The sequence below is a fragment of the Bradyrhizobium sp. BRP56 genome (assembly GCF_020194035.1).
GTDB classification, from domain to species: domain Bacteria; phylum Pseudomonadota; class Alphaproteobacteria; order Rhizobiales; family Xanthobacteraceae; genus Bradyrhizobium; species Bradyrhizobium australafricanum.
Window position 1 is genome coordinate 67,323 of sequence record NZ_JADYVV010000009.1, and the last position, 21,276, is coordinate 88,598.

At 60.6% G+C, this 21,276-nt stretch carries 19 protein-coding genes and 1 tRNA gene; 13 read left to right on the forward strand and 7 right to left on the reverse strand.

From position 1 onward, the window contains the following. Window positions 1-259: 259 nt before the first annotated feature. The gene (locus I6F38_RS43960) at window positions 260-394 is read left to right on the forward strand and encodes a hypothetical protein (RefSeq protein WP_256438780.1); all 135 of its coding nucleotides are present in this window, start codon (window positions 260-262) and stop codon (window positions 392-394) included. Window positions 395-1,488: 1,094 nt separating this feature from the next. On the opposite strand, the gene I6F38_RS08920 is transcribed toward I6F38_RS43960, so the two are convergent. Further along, window positions 1,489-2,865: a tyrosine-type recombinase/integrase gene (locus tag I6F38_RS08920; RefSeq protein ID WP_018273347.1), complete on the reverse strand. Its 1,377-nt coding sequence runs from the start codon at window positions 2,863-2,865 to the stop codon at window positions 1,489-1,491. 118 nt (window positions 2,866-2,983) lie between these two features. Between I6F38_RS08920 and I6F38_RS08925 the strand changes: the two genes are divergently transcribed. The 4 genes from I6F38_RS08925 (at window position 2,984) to I6F38_RS08940 (ending at window position 8,334) form a co-directional block, all read left to right on the forward strand. Then, window positions 2,984-3,055, forward strand: a tRNA-Glu gene (locus I6F38_RS08925). 229 nt (window positions 3,056-3,284) lie between these two features. Next, complete coding sequence (locus tag I6F38_RS08930) at window positions 3,285-6,068, forward strand: UPF0182 family protein (RefSeq protein ID WP_225160051.1); 2,784 nt, start codon at window positions 3,285-3,287, stop codon at window positions 6,066-6,068. Window positions 6,069-6,602: 534 nt separating this feature from the next. Then, on the forward strand, window positions 6,603-6,998 hold the full coding sequence (locus tag I6F38_RS08935) for a hypothetical protein (RefSeq protein WP_225160052.1): 396 nt from the start codon (window positions 6,603-6,605) through the stop codon (window positions 6,996-6,998). Window positions 6,999-7,152: 154 nt separating this feature from the next. Next, entirely contained in the window at window positions 7,153-8,334 is a 1,182-nt protein-coding gene (locus I6F38_RS08940; protein ID WP_225160053.1) for a radical SAM protein, read from the forward strand. 85 nt (window positions 8,335-8,419) lie between these two features. Here I6F38_RS08940 and fabF read toward each other — a convergent pair whose 3' ends face one another. From fabF to I6F38_RS08955, 3 genes are all read right to left on the reverse strand, one after another. Then, entirely contained in the window at window positions 8,420-9,682 is a 1,263-nt protein-coding gene (gene fabF, locus I6F38_RS08945; RefSeq protein WP_225160054.1) for a beta-ketoacyl-ACP synthase II, read from the reverse strand. 379 nt (window positions 9,683-10,061) lie between these two features. Then, a complete protein-coding gene (locus I6F38_RS08950) occupies window positions 10,062-12,371 on the reverse strand; it encodes a glycosyltransferase family 41 protein (RefSeq protein ID WP_225160055.1) in 2,310 nt (769 codons plus the stop codon). A gap of 315 nt (window positions 12,372-12,686) precedes the next feature. Further along, window positions 12,687-13,805 carry a hypothetical protein gene (locus tag I6F38_RS08955; protein ID WP_225160056.1) on the reverse strand — a complete coding sequence of 373 codons (1,119 nt, stop codon included), beginning with the start codon at window positions 13,803-13,805 and terminating at the stop codon, window positions 12,687-12,689. Between the two features lie 362 nt (window positions 13,806-14,167). Here I6F38_RS08955 and I6F38_RS08960 point away from each other — a divergent pair, with 362 nt between their 5' ends. The 4 genes from I6F38_RS08960 (at window position 14,168) to I6F38_RS08975 (ending at window position 15,376) form a co-directional block, all read left to right on the forward strand. Continuing rightward, a complete protein-coding gene (locus I6F38_RS08960; protein WP_225160123.1) occupies window positions 14,168-14,581 on the forward strand; it encodes a hypothetical protein in 414 nt (137 codons plus the stop codon). Window positions 14,582-14,679: 98 nt separating this feature from the next. Beyond that, window positions 14,680-14,889, forward strand: a complete 210-nt coding sequence (locus I6F38_RS08965) for a hypothetical protein (RefSeq protein WP_225160057.1) — start codon at window positions 14,680-14,682, stop codon at window positions 14,887-14,889. Window position 14,890: 1 nt separating this feature from the next. Further along, entirely contained in the window at window positions 14,891-15,043 is a 153-nt protein-coding gene (locus I6F38_RS08970) for a hypothetical protein (RefSeq protein ID WP_176937076.1), read from the forward strand. Between the two features lie 147 nt (window positions 15,044-15,190). Next, complete coding sequence (locus I6F38_RS08975; protein WP_225160058.1) at window positions 15,191-15,376, forward strand: hypothetical protein; 186 nt, start codon at window positions 15,191-15,193, stop codon at window positions 15,374-15,376. Between the two features lie 347 nt (window positions 15,377-15,723). Here I6F38_RS08975 and I6F38_RS08980 read toward each other — a convergent pair whose 3' ends face one another. Beyond that, window positions 15,724-15,909 carry a hypothetical protein gene (locus tag I6F38_RS08980; protein WP_225160060.1) on the reverse strand — a complete coding sequence of 62 codons (186 nt, stop codon included), beginning with the start codon at window positions 15,907-15,909 and terminating at the stop codon, window positions 15,724-15,726. Window positions 15,910-16,121: 212 nt separating this feature from the next. Here I6F38_RS08980 and I6F38_RS08985 point away from each other — a divergent pair, with 212 nt between their 5' ends. After that, window positions 16,122-16,325 (forward strand): hypothetical protein, encoded by a 204-nt coding sequence (locus I6F38_RS08985; RefSeq protein WP_212056937.1) that lies wholly within the window; start codon window positions 16,122-16,124, stop codon window positions 16,323-16,325. 1,040 nt (window positions 16,326-17,365) lie between these two features. Here I6F38_RS08985 and I6F38_RS08990 read toward each other — a convergent pair. Then, on the reverse strand, window positions 17,366-17,566 hold the full coding sequence (locus tag I6F38_RS08990; RefSeq protein ID WP_225160063.1) for a hypothetical protein: 201 nt from the start codon (window positions 17,564-17,566) through the stop codon (window positions 17,366-17,368). A 372-nt stretch (window positions 17,567-17,938) separates the two neighbouring features. Here I6F38_RS08990 and I6F38_RS08995 point away from each other — a divergent pair, with 372 nt between their 5' ends. After that, a complete protein-coding gene (locus I6F38_RS08995) occupies window positions 17,939-18,109 on the forward strand; it encodes a hypothetical protein (protein ID WP_176937075.1) in 171 nt (56 codons plus the stop codon). A 1,064-nt stretch (window positions 18,110-19,173) separates the two neighbouring features. Continuing rightward, entirely contained in the window at window positions 19,174-19,386 is a 213-nt protein-coding gene (locus tag I6F38_RS09000; protein ID WP_092090308.1) for a hypothetical protein, read from the forward strand. 220 nt (window positions 19,387-19,606) lie between these two features. Here the strand turns inward: I6F38_RS09000 and I6F38_RS09005 are convergent, their stop codons facing one another. Then, a complete protein-coding gene (locus I6F38_RS09005; RefSeq protein WP_225160065.1) occupies window positions 19,607-19,837 on the reverse strand; it encodes a DUF3606 domain-containing protein in 231 nt (76 codons plus the stop codon). Window positions 19,838-19,959: 122 nt separating this feature from the next. On the opposite strand from I6F38_RS09005, the gene ligD reads away from it, so the two are divergent. Continuing rightward, window positions 19,960-20,883 (forward strand): non-homologous end-joining DNA ligase, encoded by a 924-nt coding sequence (gene ligD / locus I6F38_RS09010; protein WP_225160067.1) that lies wholly within the window; start codon window positions 19,960-19,962, stop codon window positions 20,881-20,883. The last annotated feature ends 393 nt before the right edge of the window (window positions 20,884-21,276 follow it).

Here is a 21,276-nt window from a genome sequence, read left to right on the forward strand (position 1 = left end):
GCGGAAACTTACGCCTTGCAGGATCAGCAGCGGGAGCCTGGGGCCGAACACTTCTTGCTGGCCTCACTCGATCTTCCGGACGGCACCTCCCGCCTCGCCTTTGACCGGGCGGGGGGAGCCCGATGCCCTGAAGGGCGCGATCGAACGGCAGTACGGCGAAGCCCTTCGTTCCATCGGTCTGAAAGCGGATGCCCCGCGCGATATACCGATGCCGGCAAGTCCCGGTATCTATGATGCCGCCCCCTCTGGTCGGGAGATCATGCAAGAGCTGGCCGCAATCCGGAAAAACCATGGTCCGTTGCTGGTGCTCATGTCGCCGGAATCGTCGCTGGAATGTCGCATGGCGTGGCCGCGCGAGCACTTCGCGCCCTCGGCGTTGATTCCTCGCTCCTGAAATCGACCGCCGATCCGATATCGGCGGTCGGACACGTTCACCGAGACGAGGCCTAGGGGCCGCCAGCTATCGGGACAGTAGGTTTGAGCGGCTCCGTCAGCACGTCGCTGAAATGGAGCGGCGGGCGACCGAGGCCGAAGCGAAGTTGAAGCGCCTCTATGACGGGATCGAGAATGGCGTGAGCGATCTGTCGCTCAAGGATTGAATCGCCGAGCTAAAGGCGGTACGGGATCGGGCGAGCGGCGACGCGGGTCGCGCTCTCGCGCATATCGAGCGTATCGGCCCCGCGATCACGCCAAAAAGTCTGCGCACGTTCGCCGATGCGGCCCTACGCAAGCCGCGGAGTGACGATGGTAGCTTTGCCCGCGCTCACCTGCGCGCCGTCGCGCAAAAGGACGCCGTGTCGAGCAAGCAAGAACTGGGCGATGCGACCCGTCGCCGCCACTGATTCCTGCAATATTAGTTACGAAAAAAGTCTACGTTGCCTTTCGTAGCCGAGTCTTTTCTGACACTTCCTGACGTTCGCTAATGCCCTCCCTTCTGCTCCTTTGCTTCCGTTGACGTGGAATGCGGCGCGCCTCAGGTTAGCTCGTTCTATTATGGAGGAGACGTAATCTTGATACGGCGTGGTCAGGACTTCGAAAGCAGTGTCCAAGTTGAACGTAGTGCGGTCGCAGATATGCCGGCGCCTAGCCATCTGCGTCGCCTCCCGTTTGCGCAGCGGTTGACCTGCACCGTCGCGGAGGCCTGTGAAGCGACAGGTCTTGGGCGGACCAAGATCTATGAACTAATCGGGGATGGTCGAGTTACCACGACGACGGTCGGTCGCCGTCGTCTGGTCATTGTGCAATCTCTGTTGGCTCTGGTGGGTGTCGATACGATACCAGCCGACACTGGACAGGTTCGCAGCTCCTCATGACGGCCACGCGAGCAGGTGCGGAAGCTGATACTATGGCACGGCTACCGTATCGATCGCGAATTGGCTCCTACATTGGCTCAGTCCGGAAAAGCCGCGAGTCTTGAAGCCTGATACTATCAGGCGTGTGGTGGAAGCCACTAAGAGTGAGCGTTCGCTGGCGATCGCGTCTCATTGATCATCCACGCCCAACCGAATTTTCGGCGTGCCGCGGTACTAGGGGGACAACTGCCGCCCGCGCGAGATCTTCCAACGCCGTTGAGATATATTTCGCGTAATGTCGCTCGATCATTTTCACGGAAGTGTTGTGCAGCTTAGCAACGTGTTGAATAGGGAGCCGGTTTCGTAAGCCGCGAACGATGCTGGAATGTCGCAACGCATAGGGAATGGCTCCTGGTAGCGCTGCGCGATCGCGGATGGCGTGCCACGGACGAGTAAGTTCTGCCGTCTTCCAAGGACCGCGTTCTGACTTTCTCCAAACGATGCTGCCGGCCTCCTGCTCGTAGCTCCATCGCTCGAACAACGGCGCCTCTTTTGGGCGATCTAAAATGACTGGCGACAGGAGTTCGATGACATCTTCGCCCACCGGAACTGGAACGGAGCCACCGTTGCCACCACGTCCCTTGTAGGAACCTGGTACCATCAAGCGCTGCTCTTCCCGTTGTGCATCACTGACGCGCATCCGCCTCGCCTGCGCAAATCGCGCACCCGTGGCTGCAAGGCACACGACAATGCGATGTAGGTCGCCTTCAAATCCCTGCTCATCGTCGATCTCGCGCGCGGCTCGAAGTAGGGTGCCGATTTGCGCATCCGTAAGGACTTGGTTATCTCGGGCGACTGATGCCTCATCATCATCATCGATGCGCTCAGCTTTAAACCCGTCTTTCACAATCGAAGGGAATGTCGGGTTCAGCTTCTTTTGTTCCGCCGACAGGCGAGGCCATGCTGCATTCAGCCCGGCCTTCAGGTCGTTTATGAGCCGCTGTTTTGTCGTCGCCTTTAATTCTACAGGAAGGCCCTCGCGCCACGTCAAAAGATCATCTTCCTGTAGCGCGTGTAGATGGACTGCGGCGAGAGAGGCGGCCTCAACGGCTTCCTGGCTACCACGCTGCTCTTGACCAAGAACGTAACGCCGTAAGCGGTGACCAGCATCGGATCGAACCTCGCGACCGGCCCGTCGGCTATCACGGGCATTACGTTCCCTGATGTATGTCTCTACAGCCGTCCGCACGGTGGGTGCCGGTCCGGCGGCTTGGGCCGCCGCTTCTGTTCTGGACCGGGTGACGTGTTCCCGCGCTTGTGTCACCGCCTGCTCGAAAGTCAGCGTGCCTTCGGCAAGTTTGTCGTTGACGTCGTTGGCGATGCCGACCGGCGCCTGCTTGTAGTTGGCTCCTTCATGGTGATTGCGCCAGCGCACGAACCAAACGCCGCTCCGCTTGCCCTTGCGATAGCCAAGATGCGCCCCGGCATCGAGGCGGCGCCAATGTACGCCAAGTTCCAGTTTCGAGCGCGCCTTGGCAGTCGTGATCTGAGCCTCAGTGAGCGTCTTTGTCATGGCATCCGAACCCGGAGTCGTCGAATATCCGTCGAATAAGCATCGGCGTACAGAGCCGAACAACGAAGAACGATGTCTATCTAAACTGTTGAAAAGGCTATATTATGACGAACGACTGCGAACTCCGGCGGAAACTGTTTCCAGCCCTCTCAAGGCTGAAACAGGGGTTCGATTCCCCTAGGGAGCGCCAAATGTTCGCTATTCCACGACATTTTACGATACGGCTCCATTCGCTGCGAGCCTTCCTGCTCGACGACTGATTGATCACGCCGGCCGCCTGAGCAGTTGCCGCCTTGTGCTCATTTGCGTCCCGGTGACGCAGCTTCGAGCCCTCATCGCGCCTTGGCGGGCAATCTTGGCGGGCAATCCCCACCACGAAACAAGCGGCGGGCGTCCCTCGTTTCCGCTATGATGAAGCCATGACGATCGGGATTACCGGACCCGGCCGGAAAGGACCACGGCAAAGTGGCGTGGTCAGGCTGATCGTTGCGGCCATCGTCATCACGATTTGCCTGATCCTGCTCTCGTTCGCGAGCGACTTCCTGGTCGATTGGCTGTGGTTTTCATCGATCGGCTACCTACAGGTTTTCCTGACGGCGATCGGCGCCAAGGCAATCGTCTTTCTCTCCGTCTTCGCAGTGACCACCGTCGTCCTCTCGCTGAACGGAGTCCTGGCGGTGCTGTTTGCCATGCAGCAGCCGCTACAGAACCGAGTCGCCCCGGGGAAGGTCGCCGGTTTTACGGCGCCGCCCGATCCGTTCGTAGAGCTGCGCGACCAATTAGCCCGGCCGCGGTTTGTCGCGCTCGGTGCGGGCGTGCTCGCCGTGCTGGTTGCCGCAGGCGAAGTCGGCAATTGGAACATCTTCCTGCAGTTTCTCTACCACGTGCCCTACGGTGCGCAGGATCCGCTCTACAACAAGGACATTGGGTTCTATCTCTTTTCGCTACCCGCCTATATCGCGATCAAGAACTGGATGCTGCTGACAATTATCCTGGGCGCGCTGTTTGCCGGAGCGATCTACTGGGTGCGCGGCGACATCGAATACGATGTTCACAACCGTTCAATTTCGCCGACCGTGATCGCGCATGGCTCGGCGCTGATTGGCCTTCTGTTCGCGGTGAAAGCCTGGTCCTATGGGCTCGACCGCTATCTGCTGCTCTACGGCGACAATGGTGTCGTGGTCGGGGCGAGCTACACCGATGTCCATCTGGGGCTGCCGGCTCTGTGGTTGATGATCGGGCTTTCGATCATCGCGGCGCTCATCGCATGGGCCAATTTGCGGGCGTGCACCTACCGGCTTCTTGCCGCCGCGTTCATCCTCGTCGGCGTCGGCTCTGTCATGCTGTCGAGCCTCGTCCCTTCGCTTTTCCGGCACTTCGTCGTCAAGCCGACGGAGTTGGAGCTGGAGAAGCCCTACATCGAACGCAACATTGCGCTCACCAGGCAGGCCTACAATCTCGACCGGATCGCAACCAAGCCGTTTGCCGCTGAACAGAGGCTGACCTTCAAGACGCTGGAAGCGAACAAGGCGACCATCGACAACATCCGGCTGTGGGACTGGCTGCCGCTGTCGAATACCTACGCGCAGCTGCAGGAGATCCGTACCTATTACAAATTCCACGATCTTGACGTCGATCGCTATTGGCTCGACGGCTCCTACCAGAGCGTGATGCTCTCGGCCCGCGAACTCCGGGCCTCCCTGCTGCCGGCGAACGCCCAGACCTGGGTCAACCGCCACGTGCTGTTTACGCACGGCAACGGCGCGGTGATGAGCCCGGTCACCCGCAAGAGCACGGAAGGACTGCCGTTCTTCTATTTGCGCGATATTCCGCCCGTTGCCGACGGTGGCCCCAGGATCGACGAACCGCGCATCTATTTCGGCGAAGAGAGCGACGACTACGTCATCGTCAAGGCCAGCATCCCGGAGTTCGATTATCCGAAGGGGAAGGACAACGTCTATGCGGCCTATGACGGCAGCGGCGGTGTGCCGATCGGAGCATTGGGATGGAGAACGCTGTTCGCCTACTACTTCAACGACGCGAATCTGGTCCTCTCAAGCTATATCACGGCCGACAGCCGGATCATGATCCGGCGCAACATTACGGAACGGGTGCGCACGATCGCCCCATTCCTCAGGCTCGATCATGATCCCTATCTGGTCGTCAGCAACGGTCGGCTGTTCTGGATGCAGGATGCCTACACCACGAGCTCCTATTTCCCCTCAGCGCAGCCCGTGCCGGAGCTCGATCTCAACTACATCAGGAATTCGGTGAAAATTGTCGTCGATGCCTATAACGGGACGGTCGATTTTTACCTGATCGACCCAAGCGACCCCATTGCAGCGACCTACCAGCGCATCTTCCCGGACCTGTTCAAGCCGTTCATGGCCATGCCGGCGGATTTGCAGAAGCATATCCGCTATCCGGAGAATCTGTTCCTGATCCAGGCGCGGCTGTATCAGACCTACCACATGGAGCAGGCCGAAATATTCTACAACCGCGAGGACTTCTGGCAGTTCCCGCGACAGCCGGGCGGCGACGGCACTTCGGTGATGACCCCCTATTACATCATCATGCGGCTGCCCGGCGAGCCGCAGGCCGAGTTCTTCCTGATGCTTCCCATGGTACCGAGCCGTCGCGACAATATGATCGCGTGGCTCGCGGCGCGTTGCGACGCCCCCGACTACGGCAAGCTGATTGTCTACGAGTTCCCCAAGGACAAACTTGTCTACGGGCCGTTTCAGATCGAGGCACGGATCAATCAGAATACCGAGATCTCGCAACAACTCACGCTGTGGAATCAGATGGGCTCGCGGGTGATACGCGGTGCGAACCTGCTGGTGATCCCGATCGAGAACTCGATCCTTTATGTCTCGCCGCTCTATTTGCGCGCCGAGCTTGGACACCTGCCGGAGCTGAAACGCGTGATCGCGGCCTACGGTGAGCACGTCGTGATGAAGGAGACGCTCGCTGACGCCCTGGCCGCGTTGTTCGCGGAGCCCGGTGCGGTGCCGGCGGTTTCAAACGCAACGGAAACGGTGTCCCCTGCGGGCGGGACGGCGAGCCCGGCGCAGCAGGCGCTCGATCACTACAATCAGGCGATGGAGCGATTGAAGGCGGGAGACTGGAAAGGTTTCGGCACCCAGTTCGATGCCCTGCGCGAGCCCCTTGAGGAAATGAACCGACGCTCCGCCGGTCACTAGAGCATGATCCGGAAAAGCGTGTAGCGGTTGTCCGAAAAGATCGTGTCAAATCAAAGGGCCAGAGCGGGATGACGATTCGAAGAAAAGTCATCGCGCTCCAATGGGCTCGGGGAATTGTGAGTGCGGACGCACGCCTCAATCGGGTATTGTTAAAGGTCGCATTGCAATTTCAATCACATAAGAGTTCGCAGTTTCGTTCCGATTGGCACGCCATTGAGCCCTCATCCGCAAACCCGGAACTGACCCGCTTCGGCACGCAAAAGCGGCCATTTCGAGCGCATGCCTGCGGCTCCCGATTCAGATGCGGTGCCGTTGGCCGCGATCACATTCGTGAACGATTGCGCAGGTCTTTCGGAACGGGCTCGCGCGAGAGCGTGCCCTGGTTGTTCACCCCTCGCGAACTGATCGGCGCAGCATCAGACGCGATAGCTAGACTCCGCTGCAAATCCGCTGCTATACTTTCAGTTGCTCGACCGGCGTAAGGCACGCGCCGACATTTCGTTTGATTGCGATATCGCGAAAAGGAGCTCAACGATGGCGATCACGCTGACGGTCTTGGCGAGCCTGCTGCAACTGCACGGGCCGGGTGCGACAATCGAAAGCGATCATCAGGGTATCGACGCATTGCTGAGTGGTGTGCGCGAGCAGAGCCTTCAGGAACAGAGCGCTCAGGAACAGAGCTTTCAGGAACAGAGCCCGCAAGAACAGAGCTCTCAAGACGTACAGGGCTTCCAGCTGGGGGTGGTTTCCGAACAGCCTCAGGCAACTCAGGTTTATTTCAGGCGCGGGGCCTTTGCCAGGGGGCCCTATGCGGGCGGCTTTCGCAGAGGCGGCGGCTACTATCCGGGCGCCGGCGCATTTCGCAGGGCCGGCGGATATTATCCCGGAGCAGGCGCGTTCCGACGAGGTGGCTTCGTCAGGGGCTACTAGAGCATGATCCGAAAAAGTGGAAACCGGTTTTCCCTCGCGACAAACGCGGGACGCGTTTGCGCGGAGATCATGCTCAAACAAACAGATGAGATCATGATGCGGTTCCGTGGAAACGCATCATGATCTAGGCCGATCGCAGCTTGCTGGTATCCGTATGTCGGTTGACGCTTCAAATTCCGTCGCGTTCCAGGAGCAGCCGATCACGCAGTTGCTGGTCAAGGTGGCGGCGAGGTGCAACATCGATTGCTCCTATTGCTACTGGTTTCGCGATGCGGCCGTCTATGACAAGCCCAAGCTGATGAGTGCGGAGGTGCTGCAACAGCTGTTGCTGCGCCTCGAACAGCACGTCGCCAGATACTCCCTCGTCGACTTTCCCGTGATCCTGCACGGCGGTGAGCCGCTGCTTTGGGGTGTCGATAATTTTCACCGTTTTGCGGAGGGCTGCGAGGGCATTTCATCCCGGACCGGCTGCGAGATCCCCATCGCGGTGACGACCAACGGCGTCCTGATTGATGATGAATGGCTCGACTGCTTCGAGGCCCGCAATATTTCGGTCGCGATCAGTATCGATGGGCCGGCACATATTCACGACGCTCACCGCAAGACGTTTCAGGGTACCGGCACCCATGCCGCCGTGGAACGTGCCGCCCGCATGCTGGTCTCGCGCGACATCGGCGTGATCGCCCTCGCGGTCTGCAACCCGGCCTACGCGCCGCAGGAATACGCGGATTTTTTCGCGGCGTGCGGCATCGCCAACTACGACATCATGATTCCCGACGCCAAGGTGGACGAGAAGCCGTCGTCCATTGCCCCGTTCTATAACGGCCTTTTCGACCTGTGGCTGGAAGCAAATCGCACCAAGCCGACATCGAATGTCCGCATCATTTCCGACATGGTTGCGGCCCTGATCGGCAACAACGCGCCGACTGAAGGTGTGGGCCACAAGCCGGTCGAGCTTTGCACGGTCATGACCGACGGCACGGTGGAGGCCCACGACGTGTTGCGGATTGCGGGTGACGGTTTCACCAACACGCGGTTCAACATCTTCGATCACGCGATCGACGACGTCAGGAACGAGCCGCGCTGGAAAGCCGCACGCGATGCGTCAGTCAATCTTTGCGAGAAATGCCGGCAGTGCAAGTTCATGAACGCCTGCGGCGGAGGCTATCTTCCGCACCGCTTCTCCACGAAGAACGGCTTCGACAATCCGTCGGTTTATTGCGACGATCTCTATTCGATGTTCGAGAACATGCAATCCGTGCTGGAACGTCATCTCTACGTCCGCAAGCAGGACGGGGAACGGATTGGCGTGCGCAACGCAGCGGTGGGCGGTTAGGCAATTCGAATCAATCGGCAGTTCCGCTTTTGTAGATGACGCGACACTCGCGGTATCTTTCCATTGCGCGCAAAGCCCGACCGGCTCAGGACCACCGTCGAAACACCAGGCTGGCGTTGACGCCGCCAAATCCGAAGCCGTTCGAGATCGCGTGTTCGATCGCCATCGGCCGCGCAACGTTCGCGACGAGGTCGATGCCCTGTGCAGCGGAATCGGCGTTCTCCAGATTGAGCGTCGGCGGCGCGACCTGGTCGCGCAGCGCCAGGATGGTGAAGATCGCCTCGATGCCGCCGGCCGCGCCGAGCAGATGTCCGGTCGCCGACTTGGTCGCGCTGACGGCAATTCCTCCCGCGCGCCCGAACACGCGCTTGATCGCCTCGAGCTCGGAGAGATCGCCGACCGGCGTCGATGTCGAATGCGCGTTGAGATGCTGGATCTCGCCGGGCCGCAACCCGGCCTGCCGCAGCGCCGCCTCCATCGCCCGTCGGGCGCCGTCGCCGTCTTCCGGGCCTGCGGTGATGTGATAGGCGTCCGCCGTCGTGCCGTAGCCGATGAGCTCCGCGATCGGCTTCGCGCCGCGCCGAAGCGCATGCTCGAGCTCCTCGATGACGAGCACGCCTGCGCCTTCGCCCATGACGAAGCCGTCGCGGTCGCGGTCGAACGGCCGCGACGCCCGCGCCGGCGTGTCGTTGAACGACGTCGACAACGCTCGCGCCGCCGCAAAGCCGCCGAGGCTGACCGGATCGATGCAGGCCTCCGCGCCGCCGCAGATCGCAATATCGGCTTCGCCTGATCTGATCAGGCGCGCGCCGTCGCCGATCGCTTGCACGCTGGCCGCGCAGGCGGTCACCGGCGCGCCGATCGGACCCTTGTAGCCGTAGCGGATGGTGATGTGCCCGGCCGCGAGATTGGCCAGGAAGGATGGAATGGTGAACGGCGACAGCCGGCGCAGGCCGCTCTTCTCCGCCGTGCGCACGGCTTCCGCGATCGCGGGAAACCCGCCGATCCCGGATGCGATCACGGTGGCGGTGCGCTGCTGCGCAAGCGCCTCGGCCGGCATCCAGCCGGCCTGCGCCACCGCTTCCGACGCGGCCAGCAGCGCGAACAGGATGAACCGGTCCATCTTCTTCTGGTCCTTGCGCGGGGCCGCCAGGTCGGGATCGAAGCCGCCCTCGGCATCCCCGGCCTTGTCAGGAACCTGTCCTGCGACACGCGCCGGCAGCGCCGCCGCCCATTCCGGCAATGCGCGAAGCCCTGAATGCCCCGCAAGCAGCCTCGACCACACCAGTTCGGTGCCACAGCCCAGCGGAGACACCGTCCCCAGGCCCGTCACAACAATTCGACGCATGGCTCTCCTGTCGCGCCCTTGGTGCGAACCGGCATGGCCGGGATTCGAACCTGCCCGGGCGTCGGGTAATTATATGATGATTGTCATCTATTGTCTCGACCGGCCGGCCGTCAAGGGATTGACTTCGCTCTCAGCGCTCCGTTCGTCTGGCGGTGGCGACGTGGCCGCTCGAGGCTGGAACAAGGGGTTGATGAGCGACTGCAGCTGGTGTGCTGAATGCGAAGTTCGTGCGATTTCGCGGCAGCCACTTTCACGAACTTCGCATTCATAAAGCACACTGGAATCATAAGTTTGCTAGTGTCCTTATCGAATCCGAAGTTCGCTCCGAAGGTGCGGCAAATGATGCGAACTTCGGATTCGGGACACTAGCCAGCAACGATCACGCGGGGACGACGATATGGTCCGGCGCAATGCCCGCCCGGTGACGCTCATACATCGCGGTATAGGCGGCCTCGATATGCCGGGTGAAACGTTTGGTATCGAACAACGGCGCCGTCAGCCGGTTGGCCGCCAGCCTGGTTCTGAGCGCCGCGAGCTTCTCGGGATCGGTCGCAAGATCGACCGCCATGCGCTCATAAGCCTCCGGCGATTCCGCAATGAGCTCGGGCAGGCCGACCGCATGGAGCAAGCTCGCCGCGACCCGGCTGGCAAACGTGTCGCCGAGAATGGTCAGCACCGGCAGGCCGGCCCATAGCGCATCGCTGGCTGTCGTGTGGGCGTTGTAGGGCGTGCTGTCGAGGAACAGGCCGGCGAGGCGATGGCGTGCGAGATGGTCGGGCAACGACATACGCGGTGCGAACACAAGGCGCTCCGCAGCCACGCCACGCGCGACCGCCTCCTTTCGCAAATTTGCGGCAGAGTCGGCGTTGGCTTCGAGGAGCCACAACATGCTGCCCTCGACGCGGCCGAGAATCCTCATCCACCGATCGAACATGCCAGGCGTGATCTTGTAGTTGTTGTTGAAGCAGCAGAACACGAAGCCCGTCGGTGCCAGCCCGACGTCGCCGCGCGTAAACACGCGATCGGCAATGACGCGCTTGTCGTCGTTGGCCTGATAGCTGTCGGGCAGGGCGACCACCTTTTCGCTGTAGAATTCGCGATGGTGGTCCGGGATCACGGTACGATCGGCGATGATGTAGTCGATGAACGGGGCACCGAGTGTTCCCGGATAGCCCAGATAATTGACCTGGATGGGGGCAGGCCGGCGGCCAAGGACTCTGGTGCGGGATCCCCCGGTAAAGCCTTTCAGATCGACCAGGATGTCGATTTCCAATTGTCTGATCAGGTCGGCGACCTCATCGTCGTTGATGTCCCGGACCTCGACAAATCGATCGAACGACGCCTCCAGCCGTTGACGCATCTCCGAGGGGTCGCTGGGCGACCATGAGATAGCCACCGTCTCGAATTTCGACCGGTCGTGGCACTCGAACATCCCTGCCATCAAGAGCGATGTCGCGTGGTTGCAGAAATCCGACGAGAAATAGCCGATGCGAATTCGATCGTGATCGTAGCGCTCGCCCCGCCAGCGCTGGCTCAAGGACGGCGGATGATTCTTCGCGGTCCACCGCGTGGCGCACAGCAGTTGGTCGGCGGTCGATGAAGGAACGCTGCAAAACAGAAATGGCGGCGTCGTCGCGTTCCGGGTCCTGATCAACTCGATAAGCCGGTCGCACTCGGCGTCAAAGTCGGCCCAGTCGCAAATGTGCGATTTGGCGTGCAGGCGATAGCCTTCGATGTCGGCCTGGTCCGGTTTGAGCGTGACGGCCTTGTCATAGGCGGCGAGTGCCTCGGGATAGCGCGCCAGAGTGGACAGAACCTTGCCGCGGTTGGCGTGGGCAGCCGCATCGTCGCCCTTGTGCTGGATCGACTTGTCGATGCTGGCGAGCGCCGCCTCATGATGCCTGAGCCTGAACAGCGCCGAGCCGCGGTTGTTGTAGGCCTCGGCATAGTCGGGCCGCAGCGCGATCGCCTTGTCGTAACTCGCGACTGCCTCTTCGAGACGATCCAGTTCGACCAGCACGTTGCCGCGATTGTAGCACGCGCCGGCAATTCCCCGCGCCCGGTCGTAGCTCGCGAGCGCATCATCGAATCTCTTGAGGTCGTTGAGCACGTTGCCGCGATCGTTGTGGGCGCTGGCATCGTTGGGCTTGAGCGCAATCGCCCTGTCCAGGCTCGCCAGCGCCTCATCGAGCCGCTGCAGCTTCCTCAGCGCGGCGCCCCTGTTTCGATGGGCATCTGCATGGTCAGGCACCAGCGCGAGCACGCGATCGAAGCTTGCGAGCGCCTCCTCGTGGCGCCCAAGGTCGGCGAGCGTGATTCCGCGATTGTAGAGCGCCGGCGCGAGGTTTTGCTTGAGCGCGATCGCCACATCGAAGCTCGCGAGCGCTTCGTCGAAGCGACGCAACGCGCGCAGCGCGTTGCCGAGGTTGCTGTGCGCGTCCGCCACGTTGCCGTTGAGCCTGATCGCGCGCCGGATCAGGTCGACGCCGCGCTCGCTGCGGCCGGTCTGCGCCGAAATCAGGCCCAGCAGATGCAGCGCATCGAAGTTGTCCGGCTGCTGTCGGAGCATGTCTTCATAGATCTTTTCTGCTGCCGCGAGCTGACCCCGCTGATGCAGCGCGACAGCCTGCGCGAAGGCGCGCTGCAAGGCGGTCGAACTGGATTTTTGAGATTCTCCTGTTTCGGGCATCAGACGTCTTCACGCGCTCCGTGTCCGGGTCCTGGCCTCACGCCGGCAGACCTGTCGCATTCTGTGCCCGCGATATGGATCGCCCGTTGATTAAAGGTTGAAAACTGGCAGATCGTCCTCGATTGCGCAACGGCCTCCAGGAACAGCTCCAGGAACAGCTCCAGGAACAGCTCCACCAATAGTCGCGCTGAAGCGGATGGCCCTCGGTCAGCCCGGCGGCTGCCTCGTCAGCCGCAGCCGAACCGCGGACGGTCACGACGGAAGCGGGGGCGTCGTCTGCAGCATCGAAGTCGCAGTCACGATGCGCCTGCCATTCTAGCTTGAACACGCGTCGTTGCTGAGAAGCGGCGTCGGGTTCTCGGTCGAATTCTCTCCGCCGCGATACCATGGCTTGAAGCGAAACCCGGTTCTCGCATACGACCATGGCGCGGTCAGGGATCGGGCGCTGCCCTCGGTCGTATATTCCGAAGCGACGTTAGGGTCTGGATTGTAGAGCGAGAAAACTCCGCGCCAGCTGCCGTCCGGCTGCTCCTGGGCGTAGGACAGCTCCACCTTGTTTCGCGAGACCGAAACCAGACGATCCGAAACGTGATCGAACACGAACGGCCGCTCGAACCAGATCGTCGTCTCGTCCTGCTTGATTGCGACGTTGGCCTCTTGTCTTGCCGTGCCGCCACCGACCAGCAGCGGAATCCCCAGCGGCACCGCGACGTCAGCGGTGGCGGTTGCATTGAGACGGTGGGCGGAAAGCGTCGATGCAAAACCATCCGGCCGCGCGATGATGGTCTTCTTCGTGAACGGGCCGTGCGGGCTATCTGCCGTGGCAACCAGCGCAACGGCATTCTGCGTGTTGTTGTAGTAGCCGTGATAGAAGATGACATATTCGCCGTTCGCGCGCCGGCAGGCATAGCTGATCGACAGCCCGGACGCTTCCTCGGGCAGTGAGGGCGTGATCACGGCGCCGTGGCGCGTGAATGTCATGCCGTCGACGCTGGTGGCGAGCTTGATCTGCTTCGACGCACGGTCGAGGTAATAGATCATGTACGGCTCGGCTGCTCCGGGCTCATACACCACCTGCGCCGGGCCGATCCCGCCGGGCTCGGACGCGTCCGACTGGAAGGCGATTCCTTGCGGGATCCAGGCTCCTTCGTTTGTCGACGTCCAGAGCCGCAGCTCAAACCAGTCCGTCGTATAGGCCGACGCATAAAGGCGCCGGGTATGCGCATCCGGCGCGATCGCGGATGGCCACGCCAAATGAAGAACGCCATCGGGCGGCGACAGCGCCGGCGTCAGGCTCGACACCAGGCCATCGTCGCCGAACTCCCAGATGTGATAAATGCCGCTGCTCCCGAGGCCATTGAGAAACCAGCTTCTGGCAATTGCGCCGCCCGGAAAAATGCTGAGGATGACAAAAAGAAGTCCCCGCACAATCATGAAATTTATCCTGGGTCGTGCCGTCTATCGAACAAACAATTCCGCTGTGATGACACACTCGGGCGCCCGTTTCGCCCGGAAATTTGTTTCTGAAAATAGAACGAATTCCGGATTGAGATGCGTAGGACAGGCCGGCGGATTCAATTGCCGGTGGCACTCGCCGTCGATGTTGCGGCGCTGCAGAGTCTTCTTGAAATCGCTGCCACAGCGGAGATCAGATCGTATTGCACAACGATCGACTCGCTGCCGCGGACCGCAACCAGTACAACAACTGCCGGCCTGATTTCGGTAGTCAGGACCGATTCCGCGCCACCATATCTTGGAATTTGCAACGACAGGAGAATCCGGCTTTTGTGACCAGCATGGGCTCTAAGTCTCGGGAGTACATGTTCGGAGCGACGGTCAGGCATCTGGCCGAGCGCGCCAAGGAGGCCCGGCTCGAGGCAGATGGTGCGGCCTGCCGGGCATGGAACGCCCGCATGCTCGCTTTTCAGGGGCCCGCCCAGCCGTCGCCCGCGCTCGGCGATGCACTCAACGCCGGTTTCCGCTACCTCGAAGTGAAGTGCCTCGGCTGCGAGACGCATCAGACGGTCGCGCTCGATATCGTGAGGCGGCCGAAGTGGACGCCGATCCACGAGCTGGAGCGCTATATGCGCTGCAAGCAGTGCTCGCGACGCTCCGGCTACCCGTTCAAGCGCAGGCATCTTGTGGCACTGCGGACGACTAAGATCTCCGCCATGAACCCGCCCTCAACCTGGTGGCCGGGAGAGCGCTGACACCGTCGCAGAGCATGCTGCGCCCAAAATCCCACCTCACCATTGGAACATTCCAGGCCTTACCCACTTGTTCCGAAATCCAGAACGAGTTCACTAACGTGACGGATGAACTTGAATATCTAGCGCACCGATTGGTGATTATCGAGCAACCCGGCGGTGGGTTCTTGGTCGAAGTCACGCCGATCGCCGGCGGCCAAACCATCAGAACAATGACCTATCAACGCACTCAGGAAGCGATCGCTGCAGCGAAGCGGACAATCGACAAGCATCCCGAAGGCAGGCGACCTGCCAATCTGGCCCGGTCTTAAAGTGGCTGACCGCTCCTACTCCGACCCGGAGAAAGCCGCGCGCCGGATCATGGAGCACGCCCGCGCCTTCGAGCCGATCCAGGACGGCCGGATCTACATCGAGAAGATCAACTATCCGATGCTCTGCCAGGACAAGGCGACGCCGGCTGAGTAGTGGGCCGGCTTGGAGTACGCCAAGGATCAGGGCTGGCTCGAGTACCACGAAATCGAGACGTTCGTGAGAATGCTGCAGCCGGGCAAAGACCTGTTCGCTTAGCCAACATGATTTGGTAGGGTCAGGTCAGTCAGGGAGCCCATGCTCATGACTTCGGACGATTACGCTGCTGAGGCGGCCAGGCACAGACACGTAGCAGAAGAATATCGCACACTGTCGTCGTACGCGGCGGACGACGGAATACGTCGGGCCTACCTCAAGCTCGCAGACGATTATGAGGTACTGGCGAACAACGAGGATCGGGTGGCCGGCCACCTCAAGATCACACACTGAAGTCACGCGCCAAAGAATGGCCCCAACGAGGGGGTACACGCTGAGGCCAAGGCGGTTGGATCAATCCATGAGATGACAGGCTCAGCCGATCAACAGGGCGCCTATGCCTGCGATGAGCGCTACGAACGATATCGCCGCCAACGCCATGAGGCTGCACTCGACGCCGTCGTGTTGACCGAGCCTGAACATACAGGGAGCTTGCGCCACGGCCTTCGCGTCCGCATTAAAGTAGGCATGTCAGGGATAGCGCCCTAATCGCGGTTCCAGGCTTAACTTAAGCGAAGAACGTTGAAACGACTCTCTCGATTCCGCTTTTATTGCTCATGCAACAGGCGACCGAGGTTCATCTAGTCCGTGTGACGACCGATGAGGGCGAGATCCAAATCTGGCTCGCCGCGACCTCGCGCGACGAAGCGGTCGACCGCGTGCTGGACGAAATCCCGGAAGGATGGGCCGCTAGCATAATTCAGCGACGTCTTGCCGCCGAGCACGTCCTGGCGCTCAACATGAGGCTCGGAGAAGTCCGCCGGCATCAGTTATCCTAATTCCCCTCAAGGCGCGTCAGATCCGATCGACCAGTGCTGGAACCCGGTCTTCTCCGTGCGTGAATGGAGTTCCGGCAGGGCCTAGGAACGTCGCACCTTCCGATTCGTTAACGGAACATCACCGCACGGCCAGCGGCATCTATCGGTGATGAGATCGCCCCCGGTAGCGCTCCCGCCCAACACCAGCAGGAAGCAGCGCCATGACCAGCAAGCGGCGTCGTTTCAAGCAGACCCAATCTCTGGAAGAACGTCTAGCCGACGAGGCGATGCGCCTGCGCTCGCAGGCCAAGGCACTCCCCCCATCAGCCAAAAAAGAAGCCCTGATTAGAAAGGCGCGGCAAGACGAGACAGCCGCTCATTTGACGGATTGGCTGATGTCTCCAGGTTTACGGGCGCCGATCTAGGCCGCGCGCCATGACCAACCACCCCCATGTCGACCCCTATTCGATGGCCGCTCGAGTCTGTCTCGGCGTGGCGATCTTTAGTGCCGCCATGCTCGCCGGACTGGTGACCAGCATTATCGGCTTCTAGACGTGAACCATCCCCGGAACCCCCGCTTCCTAACCTGCGTTAATATCGCAGCCGGAGGCGAGGCCATGTGGGATGACTACCGGTTCCAGCTTGCTCGCTATGAAGCCTTAATGCGCCGCATGGAGGCGGCCAACCAACGCGCCGCTGAACAGTTCGTTAGGTCTCAGGAGCGGATACGCTTGTCATTCCGGCTTTTAGGAAAGCCAGACCCCTATTTGTCCCAAGACGACGCGAGAGAGTAAGGCCGCCTCAGCGCGGTGGCACAAATTGCACTAGTGGCCATCCGACATTCAGGAATAGGATTTCAACCCCAAACGCAGGGGTTGTGTCATGAGTAGGGACCTACCTTTTAGCGCGCTCATCGTGGCGCTCGGGCTGAGCCCCATCGCGATAGTGGCTATCGCCCTATTGATGTGAAAAGCGAGTGTTTTCGGTAGCGTGGCCGTCGAGGTGATTGTCGCTGTCAAGGCGGCATCCGACAACGGTGGATCGTGTCCGCCTCCGTACAACAAGCCTTCCATCTATTAATGCGCGCAACTCTCGCTGTACTCGCCGGTTTCATTCCCGTGGCCCTGACGCAAATAGCGCGATCACAGCTTTCTATCTTGGCGCTGGCGCTCCTGCGTTCATCGACAGGGCGCGCGCAGGACTTCAACCAAGCGATGCCGACAACAACGGCGGCCAAGTCTGATACCCCAAGAAACGGCCCCAGCACCCTTGGAGGCAGTGCTGAGGCCGTTCCTCATTCCCATTGCTTGCCGAGCCGCCGCTGTCGGTAATCGGGCTAGCCCCTCTGGGCCTCAAAAAATTGTCCTTAATGAAACCGCCCTGCCCAGTGCCCGGATGATCGAGCCAAAGCGTGAGCCAGTCAATTAACTTGCGTAAACCAAAGGTAAAGAAATCGTCCGGATGCTTAACGCGGGGCGCCCTTCCGTCGCCTTTCGATCCGCCTCACGGCGTCTGCGATCCGGTGGAATACCGGGGTGAAGTCGGGAATGTCAGTCATCGCGACCAGCACGGCCCCAACCCAGAAGAAGGTGCCGGGCTGAAACATGGCGAGCACGCAAAGCGTCGCGACGAACGTGGCTTTAGTCTTCTGCTCCGCCGGCACCATTTGCGTCGGCTTGCACAGGATGCGGAATAGGACAATTCCAACCCCATGAACAGGACTAGGAAAACGCCCATGCCCAACGTGAGCGCGTCGGTTTGACCTGGCTCGGTGACGAACCAAGGCAAATGCGCAGCATGCCGCTCCTCGACCATTCCACGAAGAGAGCTTGCTCATGGTGGCGATAATTGACCCAGATCAAGCGTAGGCATCCAGGGTTGGATGCAGGGTGTCCTAATTCTCCTCTGCGAGTGTCCTAACTAGGACAGCGCCCGATAGTCTGAGCGCCCGACGGTACACCGCCGGCTTTCGCATCTAGCGCACGGTTGACGCGTCGCATGAGTTCCACAAATATGGTCTCGGCATCGGGAGCCCAAAATGAAGGACATGCAGGCGCACTTAGAGAAGCTTCGCGTCGAAGCGGAAGAGTGCGAGCTGATCAGCAAGCTGGCGACCAATCCGACAAAGAAAGAGCTGTTTGCCAAGCTGGCGGCACGCCACCGGGAGCTAGCTGATGAGGTCGAGCGGACCATGAAGGCCTCAACCTAGGAAGTCCGCTACTCAGCGACGCGGGAGATTAAGGCCACCCTGCGCAAGTGGCCTTGCATGGCTCCATTCCTACAGTGGGACAATTTCCCGTAGCATCCCGGTGCAAGGACAGCACATCGATTTGCTATCCCTTGCGTATGCCAAGCACCTTCACCCACAGGGGCGTCACGTTCGAAGTAAAACGCCTATATGATGATCAGTTCGAGATCATCATTGAGATCGGCGGAGAAACGACCCGCCATACCGTGCGCACACGATTGGCAGAACTAGCAAAGCGCCGGGCCGAGATGCTGATCGATCGTAAGCTGAAACCGAAAATTAGGCCTGTGTAGCCCACCCCAGTGGCGGCTCTTCGCAAAAACGGCCCCAGCGCAGTCCGAGCGCACCGAGGCCGAATTGCCATGATTTCCTTCTCGCCAAAACCGGCACTCGGCCGTTTGGTTCCTATTTCCCGGTCGTCCTTCGAGAGGACTGGGCACCGAAAACCTGTTTCCGCTTTCTGATGACCGTGAGCCGATTGCTTACCGCAGCTTCCGTGCGTCCCAGCTTCCGGGCGATCTCGAACTGCGTCATGGCTGTCTCTCGCATCAACTTTAGCAACTGCTGTTCGTCCTCTTCGGACCATGGCTTAGCGTGCAAAGCTCTCTCCGGCATCAACTCAACGATCACGGCGCGTGGATTGCAGCGGTTTGCATGGGATGGAAATATCCCAGGTTAATTAGGCCAGTCATCAAATATTGTCGGGGTGCGATCCGACGGAGCTGTTGCTTACGCAACTGTCCAATTGCCACCTTTTCCCGAATATGCGCGTCAGGCAAGGAACCATCGAGAGGGGATCAGCGTCTAATTGGCGCTTCTGGTCAGCCAAGGTGCCCCCCCGACTGCCAGAGGAAAACCCGTATCGTTCGGGTTGGCGGCCCCCCGGTTGGGGCCGTTTTCAGTTCGCCGCGAAAGCCAAGTGGCGCTTGTCCAAAGTTGATCGTCACGATTCACATAGTTCAATGCCGGGCGCTCCATCCTTCGAGCTAATCGACGAGCTCGTATTTCGCAGATGGTGGTTGCAGATGGAATTTATTGGACGCCCGATGCGGGGACGTTTCCTCGTTCGGCAGGGTGGCAACGGATGGATGGTCTACGATAGCGAACTCAAAGGACCAGCCCAGATAGAAAAGAACGGCGCGTTCGCCGAGAAGCTGACAAAAGAGCAGGCTGAGACTTTGGAGAAGCTGTTTACGACTCGCGACAAAAAAGACCCCAGCTCCCGGGGAGAGTGCTGAGGCCGGCAAGTAGTCCCACGTGGCGACTCAACGTCGTGGACTGCTGCGTGTTCCCCGAAGCGAAACGGCCCCAGCGAGAGGACATGCCGAGGCCGATTCGGTGCCCCAGCGAGGTGCCAGCCGGGGCCGCTCAAACTGATCGAGAATGTGCCCCGGTCTTCGGGGGCAAGAGCCGGGGCACTTTCATCCATGATGCCGCTCTGCCGCGAGCAGCACATTGCTAACGTCGCTTCGAAGGTGCCGTTCCTAACGACCTTTTCATCGCCGACCCGAGCCGGCGCTCAACTCGCTTCCGGCTGGTGCCGATCTTCTTGACGGCCTTCTTCACCGATGCGGCCGACTTGCCGGTCTTCTTCGCCTCATAGCGCACTTCGTAATCCTGCCCGCCGGCGACGCGCGCTCGGTCCTGCTTGCGACCGCGCGCGGTCTGCTTCTTCGCTTTCTTTGCCATTCCGGCCTCCCTGTCGATGAGGGCCAACTCGGTTTATGATCGACCGTTCCATTTGCGGACCCGCGTCGGAACGATTGCGATTGCGCCAGTTTGAATCAGCTTATTGTTTGTGGAGTTGCGTTGTGGCGTTTCAGCGTAGGAAGCCCGAGGCGATCGGGACCAAGGCGCTCTTTCCCGGTTTCATCGCGCCGGCGCTGGCATCGCCGATCGAGAAAGTCCCACGCGGCGCACGCTGGATTCACGAGATCAAGTTCGACGGCTACCGGGTTCAGACTCACATCGCCAATGAAGACGTGAAGATCTACACCCGGCGTGGCAACGACTGGACCAGGCGCTTCAAGAAGGTGGTCCAAGACGCCTGGCACATTTCCGCATCATCAGCCATCATCGACGGCGAGATCGTCGTTCCCTCGGCAAACGGCAAGACCGACTTCTCCGTGCTGCAGAACGAGCTGCGCGGTAAGTCGACCAGGATCGTGATAGTGGCTTTCGATCTGCTCTATCTCAATGGCCGCGATCTCCGGAAGCTGCCGCTGAAGGAGCGTAAAGCGCTGCTGAAGAAGCTCGTCGCTGGCACCGAGGTCCAGTTCAGCGAAAGCTTCGAGGTGGACGGCCCCAAGATGTTCGCGCATGCCTGTAGGCTCGGCTATGAGGGCGTGGTGTCGAAGGTTGCCGACAGCGTGTATCCGACTGGCACTCGCAGCCGGGACTGGGTCAAGAAAACCTGCGCCCAGCGCGAGACGTTGACTATCGCCGGCTTTGCACTGGACGACAACGAATGGGACGGAATTTACGTCGGCCGGCGCAAGGGCAACGAGCTGATCTACGCCGGCAAGGTCGACCACGGCTTCGACAAGGCCTCGGCCGCCGATCTCCGCAAACGCCTGACGCCGCTGATCCGCAAGACGCAGCCCTACACCAAGCGCATTGCACACAAGGCGATCTGGGTCGAGCCGAAGGTGCTGGCCGAAATCGAGTACCGCGCCAAATCCGCCGAGGGCAGGGTGCGGCATCCGTTCTTTCGTGGGGTGCGAGAAGATCTATGAGCAAGCCTCGCTGCATTTTTTGCGACGACACAAGATGGGTGTGTGAGAACCATCAGGACCAGCCCTGGACCAGTCCGCGCGCCTGCGCTTGCGGAGGCGCCGGTGCGCCCTGTCCGGCCTGCAATCAGCCGAATGATGACGGTCCTCCTCGAATGCCGGAGGGCTTCCAACCAGACGAATAAACGAGGCTTGGCCGTGACGTTGCCGACGATCTCGCAGCCGCCGTCCTCCGCCTTCACGTCCGGTACGGTGCTAAGCCCGACAGGCCGGCAATTGGAAAGAGAGGGGTACTTCCTCAGTCGGATGCAAAGAGCCCACAGGATCGGCGCCGGCAGCTTACAGGGGCTAGCCCGGATGGACGGTCCCGTAGATTTACCATGACCCGGAATTCCA

What these genes read in the sequence shown, in the direction of transcription:
- I6F38_RS08975 (WP_225160058.1), top strand. Translation starts at nt 15,191, where the DNA reads ATGACTTCGGACGATTACGCTGCTGAGGCGGCCAGGCACAGACACGTA.
- I6F38_RS08950 (WP_225160055.1), bottom strand. Translation starts at nt 12,371, where the DNA reads ATGCCCGAAACAGGAGAATCTCAAAAATCCAGTTCGACCGCCTTGCAG.
- I6F38_RS08940 (WP_225160053.1), top strand. Translation starts at nt 7,153, where the DNA reads ATGTCGGTTGACGCTTCAAATTCCGTCGCGTTCCAGGAGCAGCCGATC.
- I6F38_RS09000 (WP_092090308.1), top strand. Translation starts at nt 19,174, where the DNA reads ATGGAATTTATTGGACGCCCGATGCGGGGACGTTTCCTCGTTCGGCAG.
- I6F38_RS08935 (WP_225160052.1), top strand. Translation starts at nt 6,603, where the DNA reads ATGGCGATCACGCTGACGGTCTTGGCGAGCCTGCTGCAACTGCACGGG.
- I6F38_RS09005 (WP_225160065.1), bottom strand. Translation starts at nt 19,837, where the DNA reads ATGGCAAAGAAAGCGAAGAAGCAGACCGCGCGCGGTCGCAAGCAGGAC.
- I6F38_RS08920 (WP_018273347.1), bottom strand. Translation starts at nt 2,865, where the DNA reads ATGACAAAGACGCTCACTGAGGCTCAGATCACGACTGCCAAGGCGCGC.
- I6F38_RS08995 (WP_176937075.1), top strand. Translation starts at nt 17,939, where the DNA reads ATGAAGGACATGCAGGCGCACTTAGAGAAGCTTCGCGTCGAAGCGGAA.
- I6F38_RS08960 (WP_225160123.1), top strand. Translation starts at nt 14,168, where the DNA reads ATGGGCTCTAAGTCTCGGGAGTACATGTTCGGAGCGACGGTCAGGCAT.
- fabF (WP_225160054.1), bottom strand. Translation starts at nt 9,682, where the DNA reads ATGCGTCGAATTGTTGTGACGGGCCTGGGGACGGTGTCTCCGCTGGGC.
- I6F38_RS08985 (WP_212056937.1), top strand. Translation starts at nt 16,122, where the DNA reads ATGACCAGCAAGCGGCGTCGTTTCAAGCAGACCCAATCTCTGGAAGAA.
- I6F38_RS43960 (WP_256438780.1), top strand. Translation starts at nt 260, where the DNA reads ATGCAAGAGCTGGCCGCAATCCGGAAAAACCATGGTCCGTTGCTGGTG.
- I6F38_RS08930 (WP_225160051.1), top strand. Translation starts at nt 3,285, where the DNA reads ATGACGATCGGGATTACCGGACCCGGCCGGAAAGGACCACGGCAAAGT.
- I6F38_RS08990 (WP_225160063.1), bottom strand. Translation starts at nt 17,566, where the DNA reads ATGGTGCCGGCGGAGCAGAAGACTAAAGCCACGTTCGTCGCGACGCTT.
- I6F38_RS08980 (WP_225160060.1), bottom strand. Translation starts at nt 15,909, where the DNA reads ATGCCGGCGGACTTCTCCGAGCCTCATGTTGAGCGCCAGGACGTGCTC.
- I6F38_RS08955 (WP_225160056.1), bottom strand. Translation starts at nt 13,805, where the DNA reads ATGATTGTGCGGGGACTTCTTTTTGTCATCCTCAGCATTTTTCCGGGC.